Raw genomic sequence first — 21458 nt, 5'->3', positions numbered from 1 at the left:
GCTCCCTCCGTCCCTCCCGGGCGCCCCCCGCCGCCCCGGCCCGACCCGGCAGGCAGGCCGAGCCCGACCCCGGCCGCCACTCCCCCGGCGGGGGACTGCGCGGCCACATACAGGACCGTCAACCAGTGGTCGGGCGCCTTCCAGGGCGGGGTGACCGTCAAGAACACCGGCGCTCCCGGAGCACCGCCTGGACGGCGCGCTGGAGCTTCGCCGCCCGCGGTCAGCCCGTCCGCATCCCGGCCAGCATCCGGTACACCATGTCGGTGCCGGTGCGCAGCGCCGTCACCCTGACCCGCTCGTCGTCGCCGTGCATCCGGGTCACCGTGTCGCCGTCGACGGCGTAGGGGTACAGCCCGTAGACCGGGATCCCCTTGTCGCGCCAGGGGCCCGCGCTCGTGTTCGCCTCGAACTGCGAGGGGACCACGCCGATGCCGGGATACGTCTCGCGCGCGGCCCGCCTCCACATGTCGTACACGTCGGTGGTGACGGAGGAGGTCGGCCGGGAGAGCGTCTTGCGCACCCGGGCGAGGATCTGCTCCTCCGTCTCGTCGGGGCGGCCGACCACCCGGACCGTCACCGACCGCTCGGCCACCAGACGGCGGATCTCGGCGACCACCCGGGCGGGGTCCTCGCCGTCGGGGACGAAACCCACGCGCACGTCGGCACGGGCCGTGGAGGGCACGATGCTGGTGTAGTAACCGGCCTGCTGGCCGAGGAACGACAGCGTGGCCCGCAGCATCGGGGTGTGCACCCACGGGTAGTCGCTGAGCTCGATGACCCTGGCTCCCGCGGCGTCCCGCTCCTGCTGGGTCCCGGCCGCCAGCAGCCGGGTGATCGCCCTGGAGAACTCCTGGTCGCGGGTGCTGCGGGCGAGCACCGTGAAGTACTCCCTGACCAGGTCGCTCAGCCCGATCGCGGGCCGGTGGCGGGCCAGCCGGGCCAGGGCGCCGCCCAGCCGCCCGACGGCGGGCCCGTCGTCCGGGTGCGAGGAGTGCGTCGTGACACCGGTGGCGGTCAGCTCCAGGAGGAGGGAGACCCGGTCCCGGCAGGACAGCGACGCGAGCATGGGAGTCGTGCCGTCCGACTGGTTCAGCACCCAGCCGCCCTCCGTGACGGCCACTCCGGCGGTGACCTTGTCGTAGTGGTTGTCCACCAGCCACTGCGCGCCGTACGGCCCGCCCTCCTCGTCGCAGTCGGACAGGAAGATGATGTCCCGGTCGAACTCCGCGCCCTCCCGGACGTGCCGCAGGAGGGCGGCCATGAACGCGGCGGAGGCGCCCTTCATGTCCACGGCCCCGCGGCCGTAGAGCCAGCCGTCCTCGACCGCGCCGCCGTAGGGATCGCGGCTCCAGCGGCTCCGCTCCACCGTGACCACGTCGGAGTGGGCCATGAAGAGCAGCGGCGGGCGGTCTCCCCCGCCGGTGACCCTGGCGATGAGGTGCACGTTGTCGGCCTTGGGGGTCGGGACGAGCTCGGTCGGCACGCCCGCGGACCGCCACAGGCCCTCCAGCATGCGGGCGTGCGCCAGGGTCACGGCACCGCCGCCGGTGTCCGAGCCGCTGCGCCCGGCGTGCGAGGTGTCGAACTTGATCATTTCGGCGGCGAGGGCGACCGGGTCCGTGCCGCTCACCGTCACCCGGGCCGCCGGAGCGGGCGAGGGCGGCTCCACCGCCGCGTGCGCGCGGGCGGCGGTGACGTCGGCGGTCCCTCCCACATACCCGCCGACGACGGCGCCGCCGGCCTTCAGCATCGCCCGGCGGGAGATGCCCGACGCGGGTTGGCCTGCAGAACTCAAGAGATCTCCTCATGGACGGGGACCGGCCGGGACCGGATGGCGAACGGCACGGCGGCGGCGGCCAGGAACCCGGCCGCTGTGATCATGAAAGCCGCCTGGTAGGCGTGGAGCGTCGGGGACGCGGTGCCGGCGACCGTTTCGCCGGCCAGCACCGCGCCGGTCACCGCGCTGCCGGCGGCGGCGCCGATGGTGCGCAGCACGGCGTTCGTGCCGTTGGCCACGGCGGTCTGCCCGGGCGGCACCGCGCTGTTGACGTAGACGGGGATGGCGGCGAAGGCCAGGCCGGTGCCGAGCCCGAACACGCCGCCGGCCAGGTAGACGTCGACCGCCGAGTGGTGCCGGACGGTCAGGAAGATCATCGCCGCCGCGCCGAGGAGGCCGCCGAGCACCAGCGGCGTCCGCGGGCCGCGCCGGCCGATCAGTGCGGCGGCGAGCGTGCCGGCGGCCAGGTTGCCGGCTGAGTTCGGCAGCAGCATCAGGCCCGCGATCAGCACGGTGGCCGAGAAGCCGAAGCCGTACTCCTGCGGCACCTGGGCGAAGGACGTCATCACGATGTAGGCGCCGTACATGCCGAAGCCGGTCAGCGTGGCGGCGAGGTTGGTGAGCGCGACCGTCGGCCGGGCCAGCATCCTCAGGTCGATCAGCGGGTGAGGCGTCCTGCTCTCGACCCGGAGCCAGAGGGCGCAGACCACCGCGGCCACCGCCAGCAGCCCGAGAACCCGGGTGCCGGTCCATCCCCAGCCGTTGCCCTGGCTGACCGCGACCAGCAGCGCGCACAGCCAGACCGCCAGGGTGACGGCCGCCAGCGGGCTCGTCCCGCCCCCCTCCCGGTCGGTCCCCCGGTCGGCCGGGACGGACAGCGCGACCGCCGTCGCCGCCAGCAGTCCGAGCACGAGCAGCAGCCAGAAGACCGCCCGGTAGTCCCACCACTCCATCAGCAGGCCGGCGGCCACCACCCCGAGACCGCTGCCGATGCCCATGCTGGTGCTGACCATGGCCATCCCGCGGGCCGCCCGCTCCGGGGGGAGCTCGGCCCGGATGACGCCGAACGCCAGCGGCAGCACGCCCCCGCCGATCCCGTGCAGCGCCCGCGCCACCAGCAGCAGGGCGAAGGAGTGGGTCGAGACCGCCAGCACCGAGCCGGCGACCGTGCCCAGCAGCGACAGCAGCAGCAGGCGCCGGCGGCCGTGCAGGTCGCCGAGCCGGCCGAGGATCGGGGTGAGCACCGCGGCGGCCAGCAGGTTGGCGGTCATCACCCAGCTGACGTCGGAGGCGGACACGGCGAACTCGCCGGCCAGCGACGGCAGGATCGGCACCACCATGGTCTGCGCGATCGGCTGCACGGTCATGGCGCACAGCATCGCGGCCAGCAGGCCGCCGGAGCGGCGCGCGGTGAAGGTCACCGACGCGCACCGCCCAGCCGCTTCAGGATGTGCGCCGTGGTCTCCAGGTCCAGGAACCCGTGGCCCACCGAGCTGAAGACCGTCCGTGCCGCGCGCAGCTCGGGCCCCCGGCGCAGCGCCTCCTCCAGCTCCAGCGCCCCGTGGTGCCAGTGCCCGGCCTCGCGGACCGCGGTCGCGCGGTCCTCCACCAGCAGGACGCTGCTCTCCAGCAGTTCGGCGCTCACCTCCCGGGACTCGGGGGTGTGGGAGCCCATGCAGTTGACGTGCACCGGCGGCGGGAGGTCGAAGCCGGTCAGCAGCGGCTCGCTCGACGTCGTGGCGGTGCAGACGACGTCCTGGCCCTCGACGGCCTCGCGGAGCGAGGAGGTGACGGCCACCTCCACCGCGCCGCCGAGCGAGCGCCGCGCGCGGTCGGCGAAGCGGCGGGCCCGGTCCGGGTCGCGGCCGTAGACCGTCACCCGGTCGAGGTCCCTGACCGCGGCGGCCCCGCGTACCTGTTGCAGGGCGAGCGCGCCCGTCCCGACCACGCCGAGGGTCCGGGCGTGCGGCGTCGCGCACAGGTCGGTGACCACGCCGGTGATCGCCGCGCACTTGACGTCGGTCAGGGCGGCGCCGTCGAGCACGGCCAGCGCCTCGCCGGTGCTGATCGAGAACACCACCACCACCGCGTTGACGGTGGTCCTGCCCGGCCCCGCCCCGCCGCCCGCGTCGACCAGCGCGGCGACCTTGGTCACGAACAGGTCGTGCGGGTCGCTCATCGACGGCATGGCGCCGAAGACCGAGTAGGGGCTGTCGCGGACCTCCATGAACCTGGCCGGGGTGACGGAGTGGCGGCGCACGTCGTCGCGTAGCGAGTCCTCCATGTCCCCGATCAGCTCACGCAGGTCGGCGCCCGCCTCGATCTCGGCGCCGCCGACGACCCTGAGGGCCGTCATGCCGGGTCGATCCCGCCGCCCAGCGGGATCAGCGCCGACCGTGTGAAGACCACCACCAGGGTGCCGTCATCCTTGAGGCCCTTCGTCTCGAAGGTCACGATGCCGGCGGTCGGCCGCGAGCGGGACGGCCTCATGGCGACGACCTCCGTCTCCGCGTAGAGCGTGTCCCCGACGAAGACGGGGTTGGGCAGCCGGATGCTCTCCCAGCCCAGGTTGGCGATCGCCTTGGCGCTGGTCCCGTTGGTGCTCATCCCGCCGACGATGGAGAGCGTCACCAGGCTCGACACCAGCGGCCGGCCGAACTCGGTGGTGCGCGCGTAGGCGTGGTCGATGTGCAGGGGGTGGTTGTTCAGCGCGAGCAGGGACTGCCATACGTTGTCGGTCTCGGTGACGGTCCTTCCCGGACGGTGCTCGATGATGTCCCCGACCTCGAACTCGTCGTAGAACACACCACGGTTCTCGCGGTAGCGGCGCCCGCCGAGGTGCTGGAACGCCTGAACGTCTTTCATTCATCCTCCACAAGCGCCAGAATGCTCCGCGCCTTCTTCAAGAACGGGGGTCCGACCATCAGGCTGCCGACGGTCAGGATGCCTGCGCTTTCGCGCTCGAACGTGGAGACGACCTCCTGCGCCCATTCCACGGCCTGGGCGGTGGGGCTGTAGATCTCGTTGATCACCGGAAGCTGGCGGGGATGGATCGCGATCTTCCCGCTGAATCCCATGTCGGCCGACCTGCGCGACTCCGCGCGCAGGAGCCCGAGGTCGTCGAGGTCGAAGGTGGGCGCGTCGACCGCGTCGATCCCGGCGCCACGGGCGGCCGTCACCACCTGCGACCGGGCGAAGAGCATGGCCTCCCACTCCATGGAGGCGCCCATCTCGGCCGCGTAGTCGGCGAGCCCGAACGTCAGCGCCACCAGCCGGTCGCTGCAGGTGGCGATGCTCATCGCGTCGGAGACGCCCTTGGGGGTCTCCACCAGGGCCCACAGCCGGCTCCTGCGGCCGGCCCGGCCGAGCACGCCGTCGACGTGCTCGATCTGGTGCGGCGACTCCACCTTCGGAACGACGATGATGTCCGGCTCGGTGGGGCTGTCCAGAACCGCGATCAGATCCTCCAGGCCGTCCCTGGTCTGGAGGCTGTTGATCCGCAGGCCCAGCGTGCCGGTCACCTCGGCGCGCTCGAGCCGCAGGAACTCGTTGCGCGCCCTCTCCTTGTCGGTCTGCGGGACCGCGTCCTCCAGGTCGATCAGGTTGATGTCGGCGCCGGCGGCCTGGCCCTTGATGAAGCGGTCCATCCGCAGGGCCGAGGTGACCATCAGGCTTCTGCACAGATATGTGGTGTTCATCAGATCACGTGCGGCAGCACGTCTTTGTCGAGGAGATCGCAGAACCGGGTGAGGTCCTCCCGGTCGATGTCCGCCCGGATCATGATCCGCAGCCCCTCCCTGCCCCGGGAGGTGATCGGGTAGTAGACCGGCGCCGAGTAGAAGCCCTCGCCGAACAGGCCGTTCGACAGCTGGACGGCGAGCGCGGTGTCGCCGACGGCGAGGGCCCGGACAGGCAGCTTGCTGCCCTGGAGCCCGGTGGGCACCCGTCCGTCGAAATAGCTGATGTTGTCCTGCAGCGAGCGCTGGAGCTCGCCCAGTTCGGGGCTGTCGTGGATGCCGACGCACGCCCGGAGGCTCCCGAGGTTGGCCACGCCCATGCTCTGCGACCAGCACATCGGCCCGGCGAAGATGTTGATGAGGCTTTTGACGTTCTGCCGGCCCAGCATGATGATGCCGCCGGCGCACCCGAAGCCCTTCTCCAGCGAGCCCGTGACGAGGGTCAGCGGATTCAGCTCACCGAGCTGCGACTTCACATATCCCTCGCCCTTGTCGCCCCAGACGGAGATGGAGTGCGAGTCGTCGAACCACAGGAACAGCCCGTAGCGGTCCTGCAGGGCCAGCAGGTCGGCCAGGTTGGCCACGCCGCCCATCGAGTAGGCCCCGTCGGCGATGTAGGCCACCCTCGGATACTTCTTGCACATGTCCTCGATGAAGTTCATGTCGTTGTGCGGGCTGGTGAAGACGGGGCTCTCGTCGGCGCACACCGGTTTCATCACGTCCATGCAGAAGTGGCTGCGCTTGTCGAAGACCGTGACCCTCGGCTTGCCGTCGATGAGCACGCCCGAGGAGACGAGCGGCAGGAGGGCGGCGGTGGCCACCGTGCAGGACAGCGCGACCAGGCACTGGGCGTCGAACAGCTGCGAGAACCCCTCCTGCACCTCGTTCATGAGGGCGGGCTGCATCCGGGTGGGCGTGATGCCCAGCCCGGTGATCCGCTCCTGCTCCAGGGCGTCGATCGCCCCCTGGATGACGGCGGGGTGCCGGTTCAGCCCGAGATAGGAGTAGGAGCTCATGTTGACGAACTCGCGCCCGTCCGAGACGTCGGCCAGGACTCCGTCCGTGCCGTTTCTCACGTAGAGGTCTATCAGCCCCTTGTCCTCGGCGGCCTGCCAGCTGGCCTGGCTGTGGGCGAGCATCTTCTGGGTGTTGCGGAACTTGCGGGGGCCGTACAGCTCTGTGTCACTCATCATTGCCTTCCTGATCGAACGGGTCCACCCCGAGGCGGACGGCCGGTCACCGGTGGGGGCGCGCGGCCGCTCCCGTACCGTCCCGGGGCGGGACGGCGGGACACGCGCGGGCCGCGCCAGGTCTGTCACGGAGCGCGCACGCGCGGGCTCACGGCCTCCGGCTGGATCCGGCGGCCGTGTCGGTCTCCGGGCCGTGACGGCCCGGGGCGGCGGCGGAGATCACCACCGGCCGGGAGCGGCCGGCCGGTCCGGCGGGCGGGCGGAGCCGGCGCGGCCCTTCCGGCGCCGGGCCTGCCGGAGCGGGGCACCCGGGCGGCGGCCCGCTTCCGGCGGGCCTTCTTGATGGCGAGGGGACGCATCCGGCACGCGTGGCGGAACTCCCCCGCGCGCGGGGACGGCTCGCACGTGTTCGACCGGGAGCGCGCCGCCGGCCCCCCGGTCGCATGACGACAGTCTTGTTACGTCAATGGATCCCGACTCGGGCGGCGAGGGCGGAATTTCCCGGCCATCACACCGTCCGGCCGGATCGACTTCACCGATATCGCAGCCCTCCGACACGTCCCCGTCTGCACGGACACAAAAAAATAAGCAGAGCGGTGTCAGGGAAATGCCAAAATGTCGACGGCGGACCGGCACAACGGTTAACGCCGCATTTCCATCCGTCCACCCCGAAGCTACGACCAGGGATTACGCCACATCGGACAGGACACCCCGCAGTAGACCGGACAGTGAATTTCCCCATTTCTTTGCTGTCTACATAAATAGAGGTATCAGCCTCGGACGATCGATGTCAACACCGGTCATTTATGTCTGGCTCCATTAAGTCAAAAACGGTCAACTGGCGTGTCGAGGCCGGAGTGCCGGAGGAGCCGCCGCCCGTGCCCGGCGGGCGGGTGCGGGGCCCGCGCCGTCAGGTCACGTCTTGCCCGGTCCTTGATGCGCGGGCGGTGGAGACCTCCCGGCACGGCGTGCCATCGTCGAGGAGGAGGGGGGACGGTCCATGACTCCGCTGTACTTGCAGGGCTTCCTCGCGCCGGTGCCCGACGAGATCGACGCCTTCGACCTGCCGGTGAGCGGCGCCCTTCCCCCCGCGCTCACCGGCCGCTACTTCCGCAACGGTCCCAACCCGCTGCCCGGCCGCGATCCCGGCCACTGGTTCACCGGGCCCGGGATGGTGCACGGGGTACGGCTGCGCGACGGCCGCGCCCAGTGGTACCGCAACCGCTGGGTGCGGACCCGCGAGCTCACCGAGGGCGCGCCCTTCGTCCGGGACGACCTCTCCGTCGATCTCACCGCGGTGCCCGCCAACACCCACGTCGTCCCGCACGGGGGCAGGATCTTCGCGCTGGTCGAGAACGGCCTGCCGTACGAGCTCACCGCCGAGCTGGAGACGGTCGGTCCGTGTGACTTCGGCGGCCTGCTGACCACCGCCATGACCGCCCACCCCAAGCGCGACCCGCTCACCGGCGAGCTGCTCTTCTTCGGCTACGGCTTCACCCCGCCCTACCTCACCTACCACCGCCTGTCGGCGGAGGGGAAGCTCGTGGAGAGCCGGGAGGTCGCGGTGCCGGGCCCGACGATGATGCACGACTTCGCCATCACCGCCGGTCACGTCGTCTGGATGGACCTGCCCGTCGTCTTCGACCTGGGGCTCGCCGGGGGCGGGAGCGTGCCGTACCGGTGGGACGACCGCTACGGAGCCCGCCTCGGGGTCATGCCGCGCACCGGCGGCGCCGAGGCGACCTGGTACGACATCGAGCCGTGCTACGTCTTCCACACCGCCAACGCCCATGAGGACGGCTCCGGCCGCGTCGTGCTCGACGCCGTCCGCTACACCCCCGCCGCGTTCGCCGCGGTGTGGGACGGCCTCGGCCGCAGTGCCCACCCGGCGGCCAGGGCGGCCGTGCGCGGGACGGCCCACCTGCACCGGTATGTGCTGACCCCCGGCGAGGACGCCCGGGAGGAGCAGCTCGACGACCTCGAGGTGGAGTTTCCCACGCTGAACGACGGCCGGACCGGTGAGCGCAACCGCTACCTCTACGCGGTCTCCTCCGAGGCGATCGTCAAATACGACGTGCGGAGCGGGGCGAGCACCGTCCACAAGACAGGCCCGGACCGGATGGCCGGCGAGGCGGTCTACGTCCCGGCCGGGGACGCCCGGGGAGAGGACGAGGGCTGGCTGATCTCCATGGTCACCGGCGGGCCGGGCGTCGGATCGGAGCTGGTGGTCCTCAACGCCGCCGACCTCACCCGGGTGGCCTTGGTACGGCTGCCGCGCCGGGTCCCGGCCGGTTTCCACGGCTCCTGGATCCCGGACGGCTGAGCCGGTGGGGCGCCGCGGCGCCCCACCCCGGGGCGGCTCAGCGCCTGGGCGCGTCGGGGAGCCTTTCCAGCAGCGCCTTGAGATCGTCGGCGTGCTCCTCCTCCTGGGCGAGGAGGTCTTCGAAGATCCGCCTGGTGGTCACGTCCCCGTCACCGAGCCACTGGACGATCTCGGTGTAGGAGGCGATGGCGATCCGCTCGGCGACCAGGTCCTCCTTGATCATCTCTATCAGGTCGAGGCTGGCGTCGTACTCCGCGTGCGCGCGGGTGGACAGCGTGTCGGGGTTGAAGTCGGGCTCGCCGCCGAGCTGCACGATGCGCCGGGCGAGCCGGTCGGCGTGCTCCTGCTCCTCGGCCGCGTGCTCCAGGAACTCCGCGGCCACCGGCTCGGCGTAGAGGCCGCTGGCGGTGTAGTAGTGACGCTTGTAACGCAGGACGCAGACCAGCTCGGTGGCCAGCGCCTCGTTGCACACCTGAATCACCCGGGGCAGATCGGCGCCGTAGGCCGAGGTGATCGGCCCCTTGTCGATCTCCTGGCGGGCCCGGGCACGGATTTCCTTGATGTCGGTCAGAAATTCAGCCATGCCTCCTCCCCTACCCCGAATCCCCGATCCATCAAATCTCCCGGTCCGTCAACAGGAGGGCTTGACGTGGCACGGGCAGGATCGTCGTCGCTGACCGGCTCCCCGGCCGGGCCGGGCTCGACCCGGCCGCCGCCCCCGCGCCCGCCAGGCCGATGCCGGTTGACCGTCCGGGCACGGCCGATGCCGGTTGACCGTCCGGGCACGGCCGATGCCGGTTGACCGTCCGGGCACGGCCGATGCCGTCAAAGGCGGCGGACGCCCGAGCCCTGCTCACCGGCCGCCCGGAGGAGCTCCTCGGCGTCGTCGACCGGCGGGTGGATCCCCTTCAGGATCATGCGTTTGCGCTCCTTCGCATCCGCTCCGGTCAGCTGCACCTCCCGGTCCCAGCCCCTGGTGGTGACGGCACCGGCGGCCCCGAGATCGAGGCAGGTGACGTACGGGGGCGGCGCGAAGTCCATCAGCGGCAGCCGGAGCAGGTCGGCGGCGGCGTTGTGTCCGGCCACCTTCCCCATGGGGATGGCGTGCTGGCAGCACTGCAGGGCGTAGTGGTCCGGGTCGGCCCGGGCGGCGGCGACGTCACCTGCGGCGAACACGTCCCCGAAGACTCGCAGCCGCCGATCGACCATCAGGCGGCCCAGCCGGTCCCGGTCGCCGGGGACGTGCGAGGCGAGCGGACCGGCCTGCACGCCCGCCGTCCACACGCCCGCGTCGGCCGCGATCCGCGTGCCGTCGGAGAGGACCGCGCCCTCGTCGTCCACGGCGACGAGGCTCGTACCGAGCCGCGTCCGGACCCCCAGCTCGGTCAGGGCCGCCTCGATCACGGGTCGCGGACCGGGCCCGGGATCGGGCCCGACGGCGTCCGAACGCTCCACCAGCACCACGTCGCCGCGGCTCGCCAGCTCGGTGGCGACCTCCAGACCGGTGAACCCCGCTCCGACGACCACGGCCGTGAACCCGTCCGCCCCTCGCAGGCGGGCCGCAAGCCGGGCCGCGCCTTCGACGGTGTCGACGTCGAACAGGCGCTCGGTCCCGGGCGGCTCCGGCCGGACCAGACGGCTGCCGGTGGCGAGCGCTGAAGAATTTTCCGCCGTCCTGTCACACTCACGTGCCCCACGGGGTCGAGGCAGTGAGGACCTGAAACACACCCGGCCGGTGGATCCCCACCGGCCCCCCTGATGAGGAGCGTTCCTGATGCCCATCGCCTACGTCGTCGTCACTGTTCTGGCCGCCGCATGGGTGGGCTTCTCGGCGCTGTCCATCTTCATCCGGGCCAAGTGGGTCGCGGAGCCCCTGACCGACTACGGCGTCCCCCGCTCGTGGTGGCCCTGGCTCGGCGCGGCCAAGGCCGCGGGGGCGGCGGGGCTGCTGGCCGGCCTCGCCGTCCCGGTCATCGGCGTCCTGGCGGGGATCGGCCTGGTGCTGTACTTCACCGGGGCCGTCATCACCGTGATCCGGGCACGCTCGTACTCGCACATCCCCTTCCCCCTGCTGTACCTGGCGCCGGTGGTCGCCGTCCTGGCACTGGGATACGCCGCCTGAGCGCCTCCACCATCTCGACGGCCGGGCACCCCACCGACGGGGGCCCGGCCATCGGGCTGACCGGCTGAGATCGCCGGACTGTTCTTCCCGGGACCGAGGCGATCTCGGAGAAGACGGCGGTGGAGAGGGTGAGCAGGATGTCAGGTGCTCTGGGGGTGCGGATCCGTCGGGGAGGGCCGGGGCCGGCAGCGGTGCCCCGCTGCCGGCCCCGTGGGGTCACCGCCGGGTCGGGGCCGGTGCTGTGGCGCGGTATCGGGCCGTGTTCTCCTCGGCCTCAGTGCTCCAGCGCTGGAAGCCGGCCTTTTCCAGCACCCGGATCGAGGACGGGTTCGACAGCTCCACAGTGGCGTGGACCGTGTGGACGCCCGGTGCGGTGAAGGCGAACTCGGTCAGCGCGCGGGTGGCCTCGGGGGCGTAGCCGCGCCCCCGCCGGGAGGCGACGACGCCGTACCCGATCTCGACGGCACCCTCGCCAGGCGGCCAGAACAGGCCGATCGAGCCGACGACCAGGCCGCCGGCCCGCTCGATGATCTGGCGGTGCCCGTACTCCCCCAGCCATGCGGGGTTGTCGGCGAACAGTCCGACGATGACGTGATCGCCCTCGGCGGGGAAGTCCTCGGCCCAGTGGGCCTGCCGGGCGCCGTCCAGGACGGCGGTGACCTCGCTGGGCGTCCACCGCCGCAGGACGAGGCGGTCGGTGACCAGATCGATGTCGGTCATCGGGAAGAAGGAAGACATGTGGAACTCCTGATCGTCGGAACGACCCGGACCGCGCTCAAGCTCGGTCGGACCGGAGGAAGGCATGCTGAAAACAGCCGCTGGCAGCCATATTCATCAACCTCCCTCACCACACGATGACCAGGCGTCTCTCACGCCGCCGCGATGCTAACAATCCTTCCGCGCTCCGGGCAAACCACTTTCAGGCGGTCCTGCGGCCGCGGTGCGGTCAGCGTGGCGGGGGGATCCGGCCCGAGGACGGCCCGGCCGGGGCTGGCAGCGCGGCTGCCGGTCCTACCCCGAGGACGGCCCGGCCGGGGCTGACCGCGTGGCTGCCGGTCCTACCGGAAGGCGGCGATGTGGCGCTGGGCCCAGTCGGCGAAGGTGCGGGGCGCGCGGCCGAGGACCTGCTCGACGTCCGGGCTGACGCGCTGCTCGCCGGGGGTGGGCTCGCCGATGATGTCCAGGGTCGTCTCGACCACGGGTTCGGGCATGAACCGCAGCATCTGCGCGCGGGCCTCGTCGCGGGTCTGCTCGACGAACCGGACCGGCTCACCGAGCGCGTCGCCGATCGCCTCGGCCCGTTGCCGCGGCGTGGTGAGGGCGGGCCCGGTCAGCTCGTAGACCCGGCCCGCGTGACCGTCCTCGCGCAGGGCCGCGGCGGCGACTTCGGCGATGTCGGCCGGGTCGATGAACGGCAGGCCGACGTCACCGAACGGCGCGGCGACGGTCCGCCGGGTGCGGACCGACTCGGCCCAGGCGTAGGCGTTGGAGTTGAAGCCACCGGGCCGCAGGATCGTCCAGTCCAGACCTGACTGCCGGACGGCCTCCTCGATCGACCGTCCCGTGCTCCCGTGGGAGGAGGAGTGGGGGCGGGTCACGACTCCCTGGGAGGACAGCAACACGATCCGTCCGACTCCGCCGGCTTTCGCGTCACCGAGGATGTCGCCGACGACGCCGCTCGGGTTCTCGGCGGCCGACGTGAAGTCGCCGGAGATCAGCAGGAAGAGCGCGTCTGCCCCGTCGAGGATGGGCCGCAGGCTCGCCGGATCGGTCAGGTCGGCGGCGACGGCCGGCACTCCCTGCGGCACGTCGGACCCGGTGATTTTCCGCGACACGGCCGTCACCGGCTCGTCCGCCTCGGCCAGCGACCGCACCAGCGTCCGCCCGATGTTCCCGGTCGCTCCCGTTACCACGATCATACTGTCTCCTAATTAGTTAGCTGACTTACTTGGATGGACGGTAGCACATCCCGGCGGGCACGCGTCTATAGTTAGTGGGGTGACTGACTCAACGAAATCCCGGGAGCGGGGGGCCGACAAGCGACGGCGGCTGACGGCCGCCGCCGCCCGGGTCCTGCACCAGCAGGGCGTGGAGCGCACCACCATCGCCGACATCGCCCACGCCGCCGACGTCCCTGTCGGAAACGTGTACTACTACTTCAAGACCAAGGACGAGCTGGTCCAGGCCGCCCTGGCCGAGCATTCCGGATACCTCACGGAGCTCACCGGCGAGCTCGACAGGCTCCCCGACCCGCTCGAACGCCTCAAGGCCCTGGTCGGCACGTGGGTCGGCCAGCGCGACGTCGCGGCCCGCTATGGCTGCCCCACCGGCACCCTGGCCGTCGAGCTCGACAAACGCGCGGAGGGAGGCATGGACCTGGAAGCGGGCAGGGTCATCCGGTCACTGCTGGACTGGGTGGAACGCCAATTCCGCGAGCTGGGACTGCCCGACCCCGGCGACCTGGCGATCGCGCTCGTCGGCGCCTACCAGGGCATGTCACTGCTGGCCAACGCCCTGCGCGACCCGGAGATCATGACCCGCGAGGGAAACCGCCTCACCCGATGGCTCGACACCCTGCCCGACGACGCCGCCAGGCACCCGGCCCCTTGACCCCCGGGCTCCATCGGCCCCTTTCTGAGTCCCCGGGCTCCACCGGCCCCCTTCGCGAACGCGACCAGCGCCCCTCGGCAGTGTGAACGCCGCACCGGCATCGGCCAGGCCGCCTCCGGGTCGGTGAACTGCGGCAACAGTGCCAGAAACAGCAGGAACACCTTCGGGTTGAGCCCACTGACGCCGGCGCCCTTGGCCGGCCGCCGCAGTCATGAGCCGGTCGCCTGCTCGCCGCCGGCCTGCGGGGCCGGCGGGCGGGTGAGCATGCCCACGCCCAGCCACACCAGACAGGCCGCACCCACCGCAGTCAGCACGGTCAGCACCAGCGGCGAGCGGGCCACCAGGGCGGCCACGCCGGCCGCCACCACCGCGGTGGCCGCCAGATGACCGGCCGGAAGTCCGCCCACCGCGGGCGGCACCGTGCGGTGGCGCAGTCCGGCGGCGATCGCGTATGCCCGGTCCGCCCCCGGTGTCACCACGAACAGCGAGGACACCGCCCAGAACTTCGAACAGGCCGTCGCCGCCGTCCCCCACGTCCTTCAGGCCCAACGGCTCTTCGGCGACCCCGACTACCTGCTGCGTGTCATCACCCGCGACCTGCCCGCCTTCCAGCGGCTCCACGACGAGCGGCTGGCCACCCTGTCCGGCCTCCAGCGCCTCAGCTCCACCCTGGTCATGAAGAGCGTCGTGGAAAACCGGCCCCTGCCTCTGTGAGCCACCGCCCTGCCGCATGCAGTTGACGGCCGGGACAGGCCCTGGCCCGCGGCACGACATCTTGGTCCGGACGGTTTCGAGCGGAGTCGTTCAGGTCCTCCTGTCGGAGGCGCCCCCCGGACGTCCGGGGGTCGATCGGCATGGGGCACCGACGAGCCTGGCCGGCGCTCCCCTCCGCCCCTGTGGGCGGGAACGCCTCCATCTCTGCGGGCGGGAACGCGAAGAACCCGCCCGCCGCGCCGTCAGCCGCTCAGGACCAGCTCATCCCCGCCCACCCGCGGCGTGCCGTACCGGCTGACGCAGCACCGTCCTCGGCTCCGGGGCATCGAACGCGGTGAGGTAGATCTCGTGGTGCGGGCCGTTGGCGACCAGGCCGTGCTCGGCCATGTGCTCGTCGAGGAGCTTGAGCGAGCGCGCCTCCTCGCTGTAGGGCCCCTCGTGCAGCACCTCCACGCACTCACCCTCGGTGAAGGTGACCACCTGCACCCGGTCGACCGCCGCGCCGGAAGGACGGACCGCCTCACGCGCCCGCTCCAGCGCCCCCGCCTCCGGCAGGGCGGGCAGCGGCAACAGCAGGTGCCAGCGCCACTGCTCACGCGGCACCGTCAGCGGCGGCTGGTCGCTCTCCACCCACCAGCGGCCCTCCATCGGAGGCATCGGCACGCCCATCGCGCCTGCGACGGCATACAGCGCCCCGATGGCACCGACATGCTCGGCCCCGCCGGGCTCACCCAGCCCGGTGACGTTCAGGCAGGTGGTAGGCCCGTAATGAGCAGTGGTTACAGTCATGACTCCTCCAACAGAAGCATCAAGTGAGTGACCAGCTGGTCTGGCGAGGTGACGGCCGGGTCGGACACATACACCTCGCGAATCGGACCCACCGGCTGGTGACCGCGCTCGGCGCACCAGGCCAGCAGGGCATGGGCGGTCAGGTTGATCTGGTCATAGGGACCGACATGGGTGGCGGCCGCCAGCACGCCCCCGGGCAGCAGCGCGTCGCCGGGCGCGGCCGTGACCAGGGCCGCGCCGACCTCCACCGGATCGGTCACATCCAGCGGGAACAGACCGATCAGCTGCGGCGGCCCGCTTGCCCCACCCGCTGACCGGCCCACCGGCATCCCGGGCCCGCGCACCGGCCCGTCCGGCCCATCGGCCATCTCGCCCAGCCGGTGAGCGGCCAGCAGCTCGGCGATGGCCTCGCCGGTGGCGCGAGCGATGTCGCCGGGACCGGCGGCCAGGCGGCGCGTCAGCCGTACCCGCAACGGCTCCTGCCGCACCAGCCGGATCTGCGCCTGGGGCAGGCCGTCGGCCATGACCCTCCGCAAGATCGCCAAGGTACGGCGGCGCCGCTCGAGCTCGGCCTGCAGCTCCTGCTCCACCTGCCCCAGGGCGCCCGCCGTCCCCGACAGCACCTCGGCGATGGCCGCCAACGGCACATCCAGCGACCGGAGCAGCCCGATCGTCAACGCCTGGCGGGCCTGGCCGGCCTGGTAGTAGCGGTAGCCGGTGTCCTTGTCGACGTAGGCGGGCTCCAGCAGGCCGAGCTCGGCGTAGTTGCGCAGCTGTTTGACGCTCAGCCGCGACAACCGGGCGAAGGCCCCGATCGGCAGCAGGTCCTGCAGGTGTTGCTCGTGCATGGGATCCAGCATGGGCCCTCCCCCGAGGGGAGAGTCCAATCGCTGTCCGGCAACCTATGTCCGGAAAGTCCCCGCGCTGGCTGTGGCCCCAGGCGGCCCGTGTCAGCCGTGTTCCGGCGAAACCCTCTCCGGCGCGTCCTGGGGGTGGGTGCGGCGGGCGTAGGCGCGGGCGGCACGGGCACGGTCGCCACAGCGGATGGAGCACCAGTGGCGGCGGCCGTGGCGCAGCAGGTAGCGGTTGCAGGGGGCGGAACCGCAGAGGGTGAGCCGCTCAGCGTCGGGGCCGGTGAGGAGGTCGGCCGCATTGGCGGCGAGACTCGCGAGAGCGTGGTCGAGGATCTCGTTGGTGGGGCACGGGGCCGCGCGGTAGGGGCCGTTCTTCTCGTCCCAGTACAGCAGGGCGGCCGTGGGGACCCTGCTCAGCGCGTCATTGACGGCGGACAGAGCGGCAGGCAGGGCGGGAAGTCCCGCAACGCGGGAGGCGCACAGCGACCTGAGGTGTTCGCGCAGCGAGCGCAGCTGCGCCGCGCACATCTCCTGCACCCCGGCGTCGGGCGGAGCGAGGTCGCGTTCCACGAGCCACCGCTGCGTCGCCGCGGGGACGCCGAGGAGATCGATGAAGTGCCCCCCGGGCAGCGCGATGACGCTGTTGACGAAGTCGAGTGCGAGGTACTGCTCCGCCCCCGGCGCGGGCGGCAGCGCAGACTCGGCGGTCGCGGTGTCCCTCATGCCTCTCATGGTACGGCTTGCATTCATCCGTGATGAACAACTACGGTCACTTCACGGATAGATAAGTCTTCATCCGTGAGGGAGTTCCGTCGTGTCCGCTACCGGCACCATCCATGAGCAGTTCCCCGTCCGCGTCTTCGGCGGCCCGACCGCCCTCTTCGACTACGGCGGGTTGAGGTTTCTCACCGACCCGACCTTCGACGCTCCCGGCGACTACTACGCTCCCGACGACCACCAGAGGTCCGGCCCCCCGATCCTGACCAAGACCGCGCCCTCCTCCGCCGCGCCCGCCGACCTCGGCCGCGTCGACGTGGTCCTGCTCTCCCACGACGAGCACCCCGACAACCTCGACGACTCCGGCCGAGCCCTGCTCGCCGACGTCCCGCTCACCCTCACCACGCCAGGCGGCGGACACCGCCTGGGAGACGGGGCCAAGGGGCTGGCCGACTGGGAGTCGATCGAACTGGACCGCCCCGGCGGCGGCAGGATCACCGTGACGGGCGTGCCCGCCATCCACGGGCCCGGCGAACGCGAGGGGGTCGAACCGGTCACCGGTCAGGTCGTCGGATTCGTCCTGACCGGGGAGGGCCTGCCCACGGTCTACGTCAGCGGCGACAACGCCTCGCTCGACCTGGTCAAGGAGATCGCCGCGCGTTTCGGCCCGGTGGACACCGCCATCCTCTTCGCCGGGGCTCCCCGCTTCCCCGTCCTCTTCGACGGCGCGCTGATCGTCCTCGACAGCGCCCAGGCCGCCGAGGCCGCCGAGATCCTCGGCGCCCGCCGGGTGGTTCCCGTCCACTATGACAGCTGGGCCCACTTCACCGAGGGCCGCGACGAACTGGTAGCCGCCTTCACCGCCGCCGGGCTGGCTGACCGCCTGGACCTGGGCGACCTGGGCTGACCCGGGCAGGCCGGGCGCCGGCCGCCACCTTGGCCGGGCCCGCCGGCTCCCGGCCTCCACCGGGTCGGCCTGCCACAGCAGCACCCACATGCCTTCCCCGACGCGGCCTGCCACAGCGGCGTCCGCACGCCTTCCCCGGCGTTGCCCGCCATGGCCCGGCGCCGACCGAGCGCTGGGCGGCGCGGCTGCCGCCGGACCGCTGGAGCACATCTGGCGGCCTCGAAACGGCGGCCGCCGCGCTGATCAGCGCCGTGGCCGCCCGACCTTGCGACGCCTCCCGAGCCAGCCCCACCCGTGAGCCCGTCGGCCCCGCCCCGTTCAACCCGTCGGAACCGCCCCGCTCAACCCCGTCGACCTCGCCCGTCGGAACCGCGCCGGCGGCGCCGTCCGGCCGGGCCACGCCTGTCGAAAGAACTCTCTCGTGACGACTTCCACGCCTGCCCGGATCGAGGACCTCCCGCGCTCCCGGGCGCAGCGCCGCATCCTGATCGTCTTGGTCGCCGCCCAGGTCCTCAGCGGCGCCGGACTGGCCGCCGGCGTGACCGTCGGCGCCCTGCTCGCGCAGGACATGCTCAGCTCCACCAGCCTCGCCGGTCTGCCCAGTGCCCTGGGCACCGCCGGTTCCGCGCTGGCGGCCGTCGCCGTCGGGCGCATCTCTCAGACCCGTGGCCGCCGCCCCGGCCTTGCCGTCGGATATCTGACCGGTGCCGTCGGCAGCGCGGGCGTCATCGCCGCCGCCGTCGCCGGCAACCCCCTCCTGCTGTTCCTCGCACTGTTCGTCTACGGCGCCGGCACGGCCACCAACCTGCAGGCCCGCTACGCCGGAGCCGATCTGGCCGCACCCGCCCACCGCGCCCGCGCCGTATCCACCGTGCTGGTCGCCACCACCCTGGGCGGTGTGGTCGGCCCCAACTTCGCCGCGCCCACCGGCGCCCTCGCGCGCACCCTCGGCATCCCCCACCTGGCCGGGCCGTTCCTTCTCGCCGGCGCCGCCTACGCGGCGGCCGCCTTGGTCCTGGCCATCTGGCTGCGCCCCGACCCGCTGCTGCTGGCCCGCGCCCCGGAGGCCGAACGCACCGCCGCAGCGTACGCGCAGCAGAGCGACGCCGACGGCCGGCCACGCCCGGCGCCCGAAAGGCGCCGCCCCGGCGTGCTGGTCGGCGCGCTGGTCATGGTGCTCACCCAGCTCGTCATGGTCGCGATCATGACGATGACGCCTGTCCACATGCACGACCACGGCCACGGCGCCGCCGCCTCCGGCCTCGTCATCGCCATCCACATCGGCGCGATGTATCTGCCTTCGCCCCTGACCGGCTGGCTCGTCGACCGCTACGGCCGCCTCACGATCGCCGTCGCCTCCGGGCTGGCCCTGCTGGCCGCCGGAATCGTCGCCGCCGGCGCCCCCGGCGACTCCGTCGCCCAACTCGCGGCAGCCCTCGCGCTGCTGGGTCTGGGCTGGAACTTCGGCCTCGTGGCCGGCACCGCGATCATCACCGACGCCGTCCCGCTGGCCACCCGCGCCAGAACCCAGAGCCTGGTCGACGTCGCCATCGCCATCGCCGGCGCCTTCGGCGGCATGCTCTCGGGCCTGGTCGTCGCCATCACCGGCTTCCCCACGCTGGCCCTCGCCGGCGGCGTCGTCGCCCTCGCGCTCCTACCCGCCATCGCCGCCATCACCCGCAACCGATAACGGGGTGTCACCGGAACACGGCTGACACGGGCCGCCTGAGGCCACAGCCAGAGCCCGGACTTTCCGGACATAGGTCGCCGGGCGCTGTCTCCGCCGGCTGCCCCTCCTCCGCGAACGGGTGCCGCCCACCACCCGGCGATCATCACACACCGTCACCGCGACCGGGCGTGAGGTGGCCGTCAACGATGTCAGTGAGTGTTCGCATGGAGTTCAGTCAGTGCACGCTTGGCGCCGGACTCAAGATCGATAGCGTCCTCGCGTGTCGTTTCGCCCGTGATCCAGGCACGGTCCATACGTTGAGGAGTTTGAAGTTGATGGTGTTCCGATCGCTGTCGCATCGAGGCAGGGCGCTCAGGCTGATCATGGCGGGGGCCCTGGGGGCGGGCGCGCTGCTCGCCTCGGCGGGGACCGCGCATGCCGCCGCCAATCCGTACACCCCTGAGGGGGTCTGCGGTTCGGGCTACCATGTGATCGATTCCAGGACCTTGACGCACCTGAACGGCAGCTCCGGCGGCAAGGTTTACCTGCTCTACAACAACTCCAACGGCTACAACTGCGCGGTCACGATCAAAAGCGTGTCCGTGGGGGTGGCCACCAAGACCGGCGTGAAGATGATCATCGGCAACACGCCCTACGAGCAGAACGGCACCTTCAAGTACTACGCGGGCCCCATCAGAGGTGCCGGCGCGGGCAAGTGTGTCTGGACGAACGGCTACACCTTCAAAAGCGGGGGCTACACCAGCTACGCCGCCAGCATTCCCGAGGGCCACTGCGGCAGCTGAAACGCGTCAGGCGGACCGGCCCGCGGACCGGGGAGCGCAAGGAGCCGGGAGGCCCCCAGGTCAGGTCCGGGGCAGGGCCCCGATCGAACACGGCGCGGGCGTGAACCGCGCGCAGCGCGAAGGTCCGGCGAAGTCCACGGCGCGGGCCACGCCGCCCGATGTTCGGTGATCCAGAGATGTTCGGTGATCCAGGGAAGAGAACCTAGCGCCGTGGCGCCGTGTGGGCCCGCCGGGCGCGGACGGCCAGCAGGGTGAGCCAGCCCAGGCCGACGGTGACCGCGGCGCGCTGGAAGAGCCCGCCGAGCTGGACCAGCCCGGCGGCCTGCTCGAACGCGACGGTGGCCAGGACGAACGTGCCCACGAAGGCGACGGCGCTGGCGGCCGAGTAGATCGCCCATGCGCGCTCGCGGCGCGCGGCGGAGCGGAGGGCGAACACCATGCAGGCCGCGGCCAGCGCCGCGAAGCCGGGCAGCGCGATCAGGTCGTGGACGGCGGCGTGAGCGCTGCCGTACTCCACGAGCCTGTCCGGGGTCCCCGGCGGATAGCCGCTAACCGGGTCGGTGGTGAAGATCCCTGCGCCGATCAGCTGGACCGCCCACACGCCGATCAGCGCCGGCCCCCAGACCGAGCCCCGAGCCGGCCCCTCGACGCCCCGGAGCACCCGCCGCAGGCCGACGGCGAAGGCGAGCGTCAGCAGGCCCGTGACGATGAAGGCGGCGCTCTGGGTCCATCCGGAGTCTCCGAGCGCGAGCGAGCTGACCGGATGGCGCAGCGGGTCGTAGCCGGCGCGGGTCGCGCCCTCGACGAGGAACGCGGCGACGAACAGCGGGCCGGCGATCACACCGCAGGCGAGCAGCCGTCTCGTCGTCGCATGGGCGTGATCCGGCCGTGACGGGCCGCCGGCGGGTGGCGGGGCGGCCAGTAGGGTGCCTCTCATGAATGTCAATCTAAGTTGACATGGCGACCCTGTCAACCAATGTTGACGGCCGGACGGCGTGGCCCTGGACCCTAGGCTCCCGCCGCCGGAGGGGCCGGCGTCCGGGCGCACAAGCACGGGACAAGTCCCTTTCGATCGCGCGCCAAGACAGATGACACCCCCGAGATCCGTGTCGTTGATCCGTGGCCGGGTTCCGTGGCCGGGTTCCGTGGCCGGTTCCGTGGTCGCCACGGATGCGGGCCGGCCAGGCCGGAAGGAAAGCTGTGCATAGGCGAACAACGGGTCGAGATGACCCACGAGCACAGGAGT

The 21458-nt window shown here is 72.1% G+C and carries 22 protein-coding genes; 7 read left to right on the top strand and 15 right to left on the bottom strand.

Going from position 1 to position 21458, the window contains the following annotated elements; all coding sequences use genetic code 11:
• Window positions 1–220: 220 nt before the first annotated feature.
• From ACZ6R6_RS45000 to ACZ6R6_RS44975, 6 genes are read right to left on the bottom strand one after another with little or no spacing between them, the layout of a single operon-like run.
• Window positions 221–1795 (bottom strand): M20/M25/M40 family metallo-hydrolase, encoded by a 1575-nt coding sequence (locus tag ACZ6R6_RS45000; protein ID WP_470103217.1) that lies wholly within the window; start codon window positions 1793–1795, stop codon window positions 221–223.
• Window positions 1792–3198 carry an MFS transporter gene (locus ACZ6R6_RS44995; RefSeq protein ID WP_470103216.1) on the bottom strand — a complete coding sequence of 469 codons (1407 nt, stop codon included), beginning with the start codon at window positions 3196–3198 and terminating at the stop codon, window positions 1792–1794. The genes ACZ6R6_RS45000 and ACZ6R6_RS44995 overlap by 4 nt, the downstream gene beginning before the upstream one ends.
• A complete protein-coding gene (locus tag ACZ6R6_RS44990) occupies window positions 3195–4133 on the bottom strand; it encodes an ornithine cyclodeaminase family protein (protein ID WP_470103214.1) in 939 nt (312 codons plus the stop codon). Before ACZ6R6_RS44990 ends, ACZ6R6_RS44995 begins: the two co-directional genes overlap by 4 nt.
• Entirely contained in the window at window positions 4130–4642 is a 513-nt protein-coding gene (locus ACZ6R6_RS44985; protein ID WP_306869560.1) for a MaoC family dehydratase, read from the bottom strand. The genes ACZ6R6_RS44990 and ACZ6R6_RS44985 overlap by 4 nt, the downstream gene beginning before the upstream one ends.
• Window positions 4639–5475: an HpcH/HpaI aldolase/citrate lyase family protein gene (locus tag ACZ6R6_RS44980; RefSeq protein WP_470103212.1), complete on the bottom strand. Its 837-nt coding sequence runs from the start codon at window positions 5473–5475 to the stop codon at window positions 4639–4641. The genes ACZ6R6_RS44985 and ACZ6R6_RS44980 overlap by 4 nt, the downstream gene beginning before the upstream one ends.
• Window positions 5475–6707: an aminotransferase class I/II-fold pyridoxal phosphate-dependent enzyme gene (locus ACZ6R6_RS44975; RefSeq protein ID WP_470103210.1), complete on the bottom strand. Its 1233-nt coding sequence runs from the start codon at window positions 6705–6707 to the stop codon at window positions 5475–5477. Before ACZ6R6_RS44975 ends, ACZ6R6_RS44980 begins: the two co-directional genes overlap by 1 nt.
• A 997-nt stretch (window positions 6708–7704) precedes the next feature.
• On the opposite strand from ACZ6R6_RS44975, the gene ACZ6R6_RS44970 reads away from it, so the two are divergent.
• Complete coding sequence (locus tag ACZ6R6_RS44970; RefSeq protein WP_470103208.1) at window positions 7705–9027, top strand: carotenoid oxygenase family protein; 1323 nt, start codon at window positions 7705–7707, stop codon at window positions 9025–9027.
• Between the two features lie 37 nt (window positions 9028–9064).
• Here the strand turns inward: ACZ6R6_RS44970 and ACZ6R6_RS44965 are convergent, their stop codons facing one another.
• Both ACZ6R6_RS44965 and ACZ6R6_RS44960 read right to left on the bottom strand, forming a co-directional pair.
• A complete protein-coding gene (locus ACZ6R6_RS44965) occupies window positions 9065–9610 on the bottom strand; it encodes a ferritin-like domain-containing protein (RefSeq protein WP_470103207.1) in 546 nt (181 codons plus the stop codon).
• A gap of 242 nt (window positions 9611–9852) precedes the next feature.
• Window positions 9853–10809 (bottom strand): FAD-dependent oxidoreductase, encoded by a 957-nt coding sequence (locus ACZ6R6_RS44960; protein ID WP_470103205.1) that lies wholly within the window; start codon window positions 10807–10809, stop codon window positions 9853–9855.
• On the opposite strand from ACZ6R6_RS44960, the gene ACZ6R6_RS44955 reads away from it, so the two are divergent.
• Window positions 10802–11149: a DoxX family protein gene (locus ACZ6R6_RS44955; RefSeq protein ID WP_470103203.1), complete on the top strand. Its 348-nt coding sequence runs from the start codon at window positions 10802–10804 to the stop codon at window positions 11147–11149. The two genes, ACZ6R6_RS44960 and ACZ6R6_RS44955, sit on opposite strands and share 8 nt — an antisense overlap.
• A gap of 216 nt (window positions 11150–11365) precedes the next feature.
• Here ACZ6R6_RS44955 and ACZ6R6_RS44950 read toward each other — a convergent pair whose 3' ends face one another.
• Both ACZ6R6_RS44950 and ACZ6R6_RS44945 read right to left on the bottom strand, forming a co-directional pair.
• Window positions 11366–11887: a GNAT family N-acetyltransferase gene (locus tag ACZ6R6_RS44950; RefSeq protein WP_470103202.1), complete on the bottom strand. Its 522-nt coding sequence runs from the start codon at window positions 11885–11887 to the stop codon at window positions 11366–11368.
• A gap of 320 nt (window positions 11888–12207) precedes the next feature.
• A complete protein-coding gene (locus tag ACZ6R6_RS44945) occupies window positions 12208–13068 on the bottom strand; it encodes an NAD(P)H-binding protein (RefSeq protein ID WP_470103201.1) in 861 nt (286 codons plus the stop codon).
• Between the two features lie 79 nt (window positions 13069–13147).
• Between ACZ6R6_RS44945 and ACZ6R6_RS44940 the strand changes: the two genes are divergently transcribed.
• Window positions 13148–13759, top strand: a complete 612-nt coding sequence (locus ACZ6R6_RS44940) for a TetR/AcrR family transcriptional regulator (RefSeq protein WP_470103200.1) — start codon at window positions 13148–13150, stop codon at window positions 13757–13759.
• A gap of 209 nt (window positions 13760–13968) precedes the next feature.
• Here the strand turns inward: ACZ6R6_RS44940 and ACZ6R6_RS44935 are convergent, their stop codons facing one another.
• Window positions 13969–14235: a LysE family transporter gene (locus ACZ6R6_RS44935; RefSeq protein ID WP_470103198.1), complete on the bottom strand. Its 267-nt coding sequence runs from the start codon at window positions 14233–14235 to the stop codon at window positions 13969–13971.
• Here ACZ6R6_RS44935 and ACZ6R6_RS44930 point away from each other — a divergent pair.
• A complete protein-coding gene (locus ACZ6R6_RS44930; protein WP_470103196.1) occupies window positions 14180–14473 on the top strand; it encodes an Lrp/AsnC ligand binding domain-containing protein in 294 nt (97 codons plus the stop codon). The two genes, ACZ6R6_RS44935 and ACZ6R6_RS44930, sit on opposite strands and share 56 nt — an antisense overlap.
• Window positions 14474–14734: 261 nt before the next feature.
• Here the strand turns inward: ACZ6R6_RS44930 and ACZ6R6_RS44925 are convergent, their stop codons facing one another.
• The 3 genes from ACZ6R6_RS44925 to ACZ6R6_RS44915 form a co-directional block, all read right to left on the bottom strand.
• Window positions 14735–15262 carry a GyrI-like domain-containing protein gene (locus tag ACZ6R6_RS44925; protein ID WP_470103195.1) on the bottom strand — a complete coding sequence of 176 codons (528 nt, stop codon included), beginning with the start codon at window positions 15260–15262 and terminating at the stop codon, window positions 14735–14737.
• Window positions 15259–16110 carry a MerR family transcriptional regulator gene (locus tag ACZ6R6_RS44920; protein WP_470103193.1) on the bottom strand — a complete coding sequence of 284 codons (852 nt, stop codon included), beginning with the start codon at window positions 16108–16110 and terminating at the stop codon, window positions 15259–15261. The genes ACZ6R6_RS44925 and ACZ6R6_RS44920 overlap by 4 nt, the downstream gene beginning before the upstream one ends.
• A gap of 102 nt (window positions 16111–16212) precedes the next feature.
• Window positions 16213–16839: an ABATE domain-containing protein gene (locus tag ACZ6R6_RS44915; protein ID WP_470103192.1), complete on the bottom strand. Its 627-nt coding sequence runs from the start codon at window positions 16837–16839 to the stop codon at window positions 16213–16215.
• A gap of 91 nt (window positions 16840–16930) precedes the next feature.
• On the opposite strand from ACZ6R6_RS44915, the gene ACZ6R6_RS44910 reads away from it, so the two are divergent.
• The 3 genes from ACZ6R6_RS44910 (at window position 16931) to ACZ6R6_RS44900 (ending at window position 20212) form a co-directional block, all read left to right on the top strand.
• Window positions 16931–17740 (top strand): MBL fold metallo-hydrolase, encoded by an 810-nt coding sequence (locus tag ACZ6R6_RS44910; protein WP_470103191.1) that lies wholly within the window; start codon window positions 16931–16933, stop codon window positions 17738–17740.
• A 421-nt stretch (window positions 17741–18161) separates the two neighbouring features.
• Window positions 18162–19430: an MFS transporter gene (locus ACZ6R6_RS44905; RefSeq protein ID WP_470103189.1), complete on the top strand. Its 1269-nt coding sequence runs from the start codon at window positions 18162–18164 to the stop codon at window positions 19428–19430.
• Window positions 19431–19744: 314 nt separating this feature from the next.
• A complete protein-coding gene (locus ACZ6R6_RS44900; RefSeq protein ID WP_470103187.1) occupies window positions 19745–20212 on the top strand; it encodes a hypothetical protein in 468 nt (155 codons plus the stop codon).
• A gap of 202 nt (window positions 20213–20414) precedes the next feature.
• Here the strand turns inward: ACZ6R6_RS44900 and ACZ6R6_RS44895 are convergent, their stop codons facing one another.
• Window positions 20415–21149, bottom strand: coding sequence for a DUF998 domain-containing protein (locus ACZ6R6_RS44895; protein ID WP_470103185.1), 735 nt, complete (start codon window positions 21147–21149; stop codon window positions 20415–20417).
• Between the last annotated feature and the right edge of the window lie 309 nt (window positions 21150–21458).

Source organism: Streptosporangium sp. NPDC048886 (assembly GCF_055586905.1).
The sequence above is the reverse complement of the archived record's forward strand: the minus strand, read 5'-3'. Positions and strand labels throughout refer to the sequence as shown.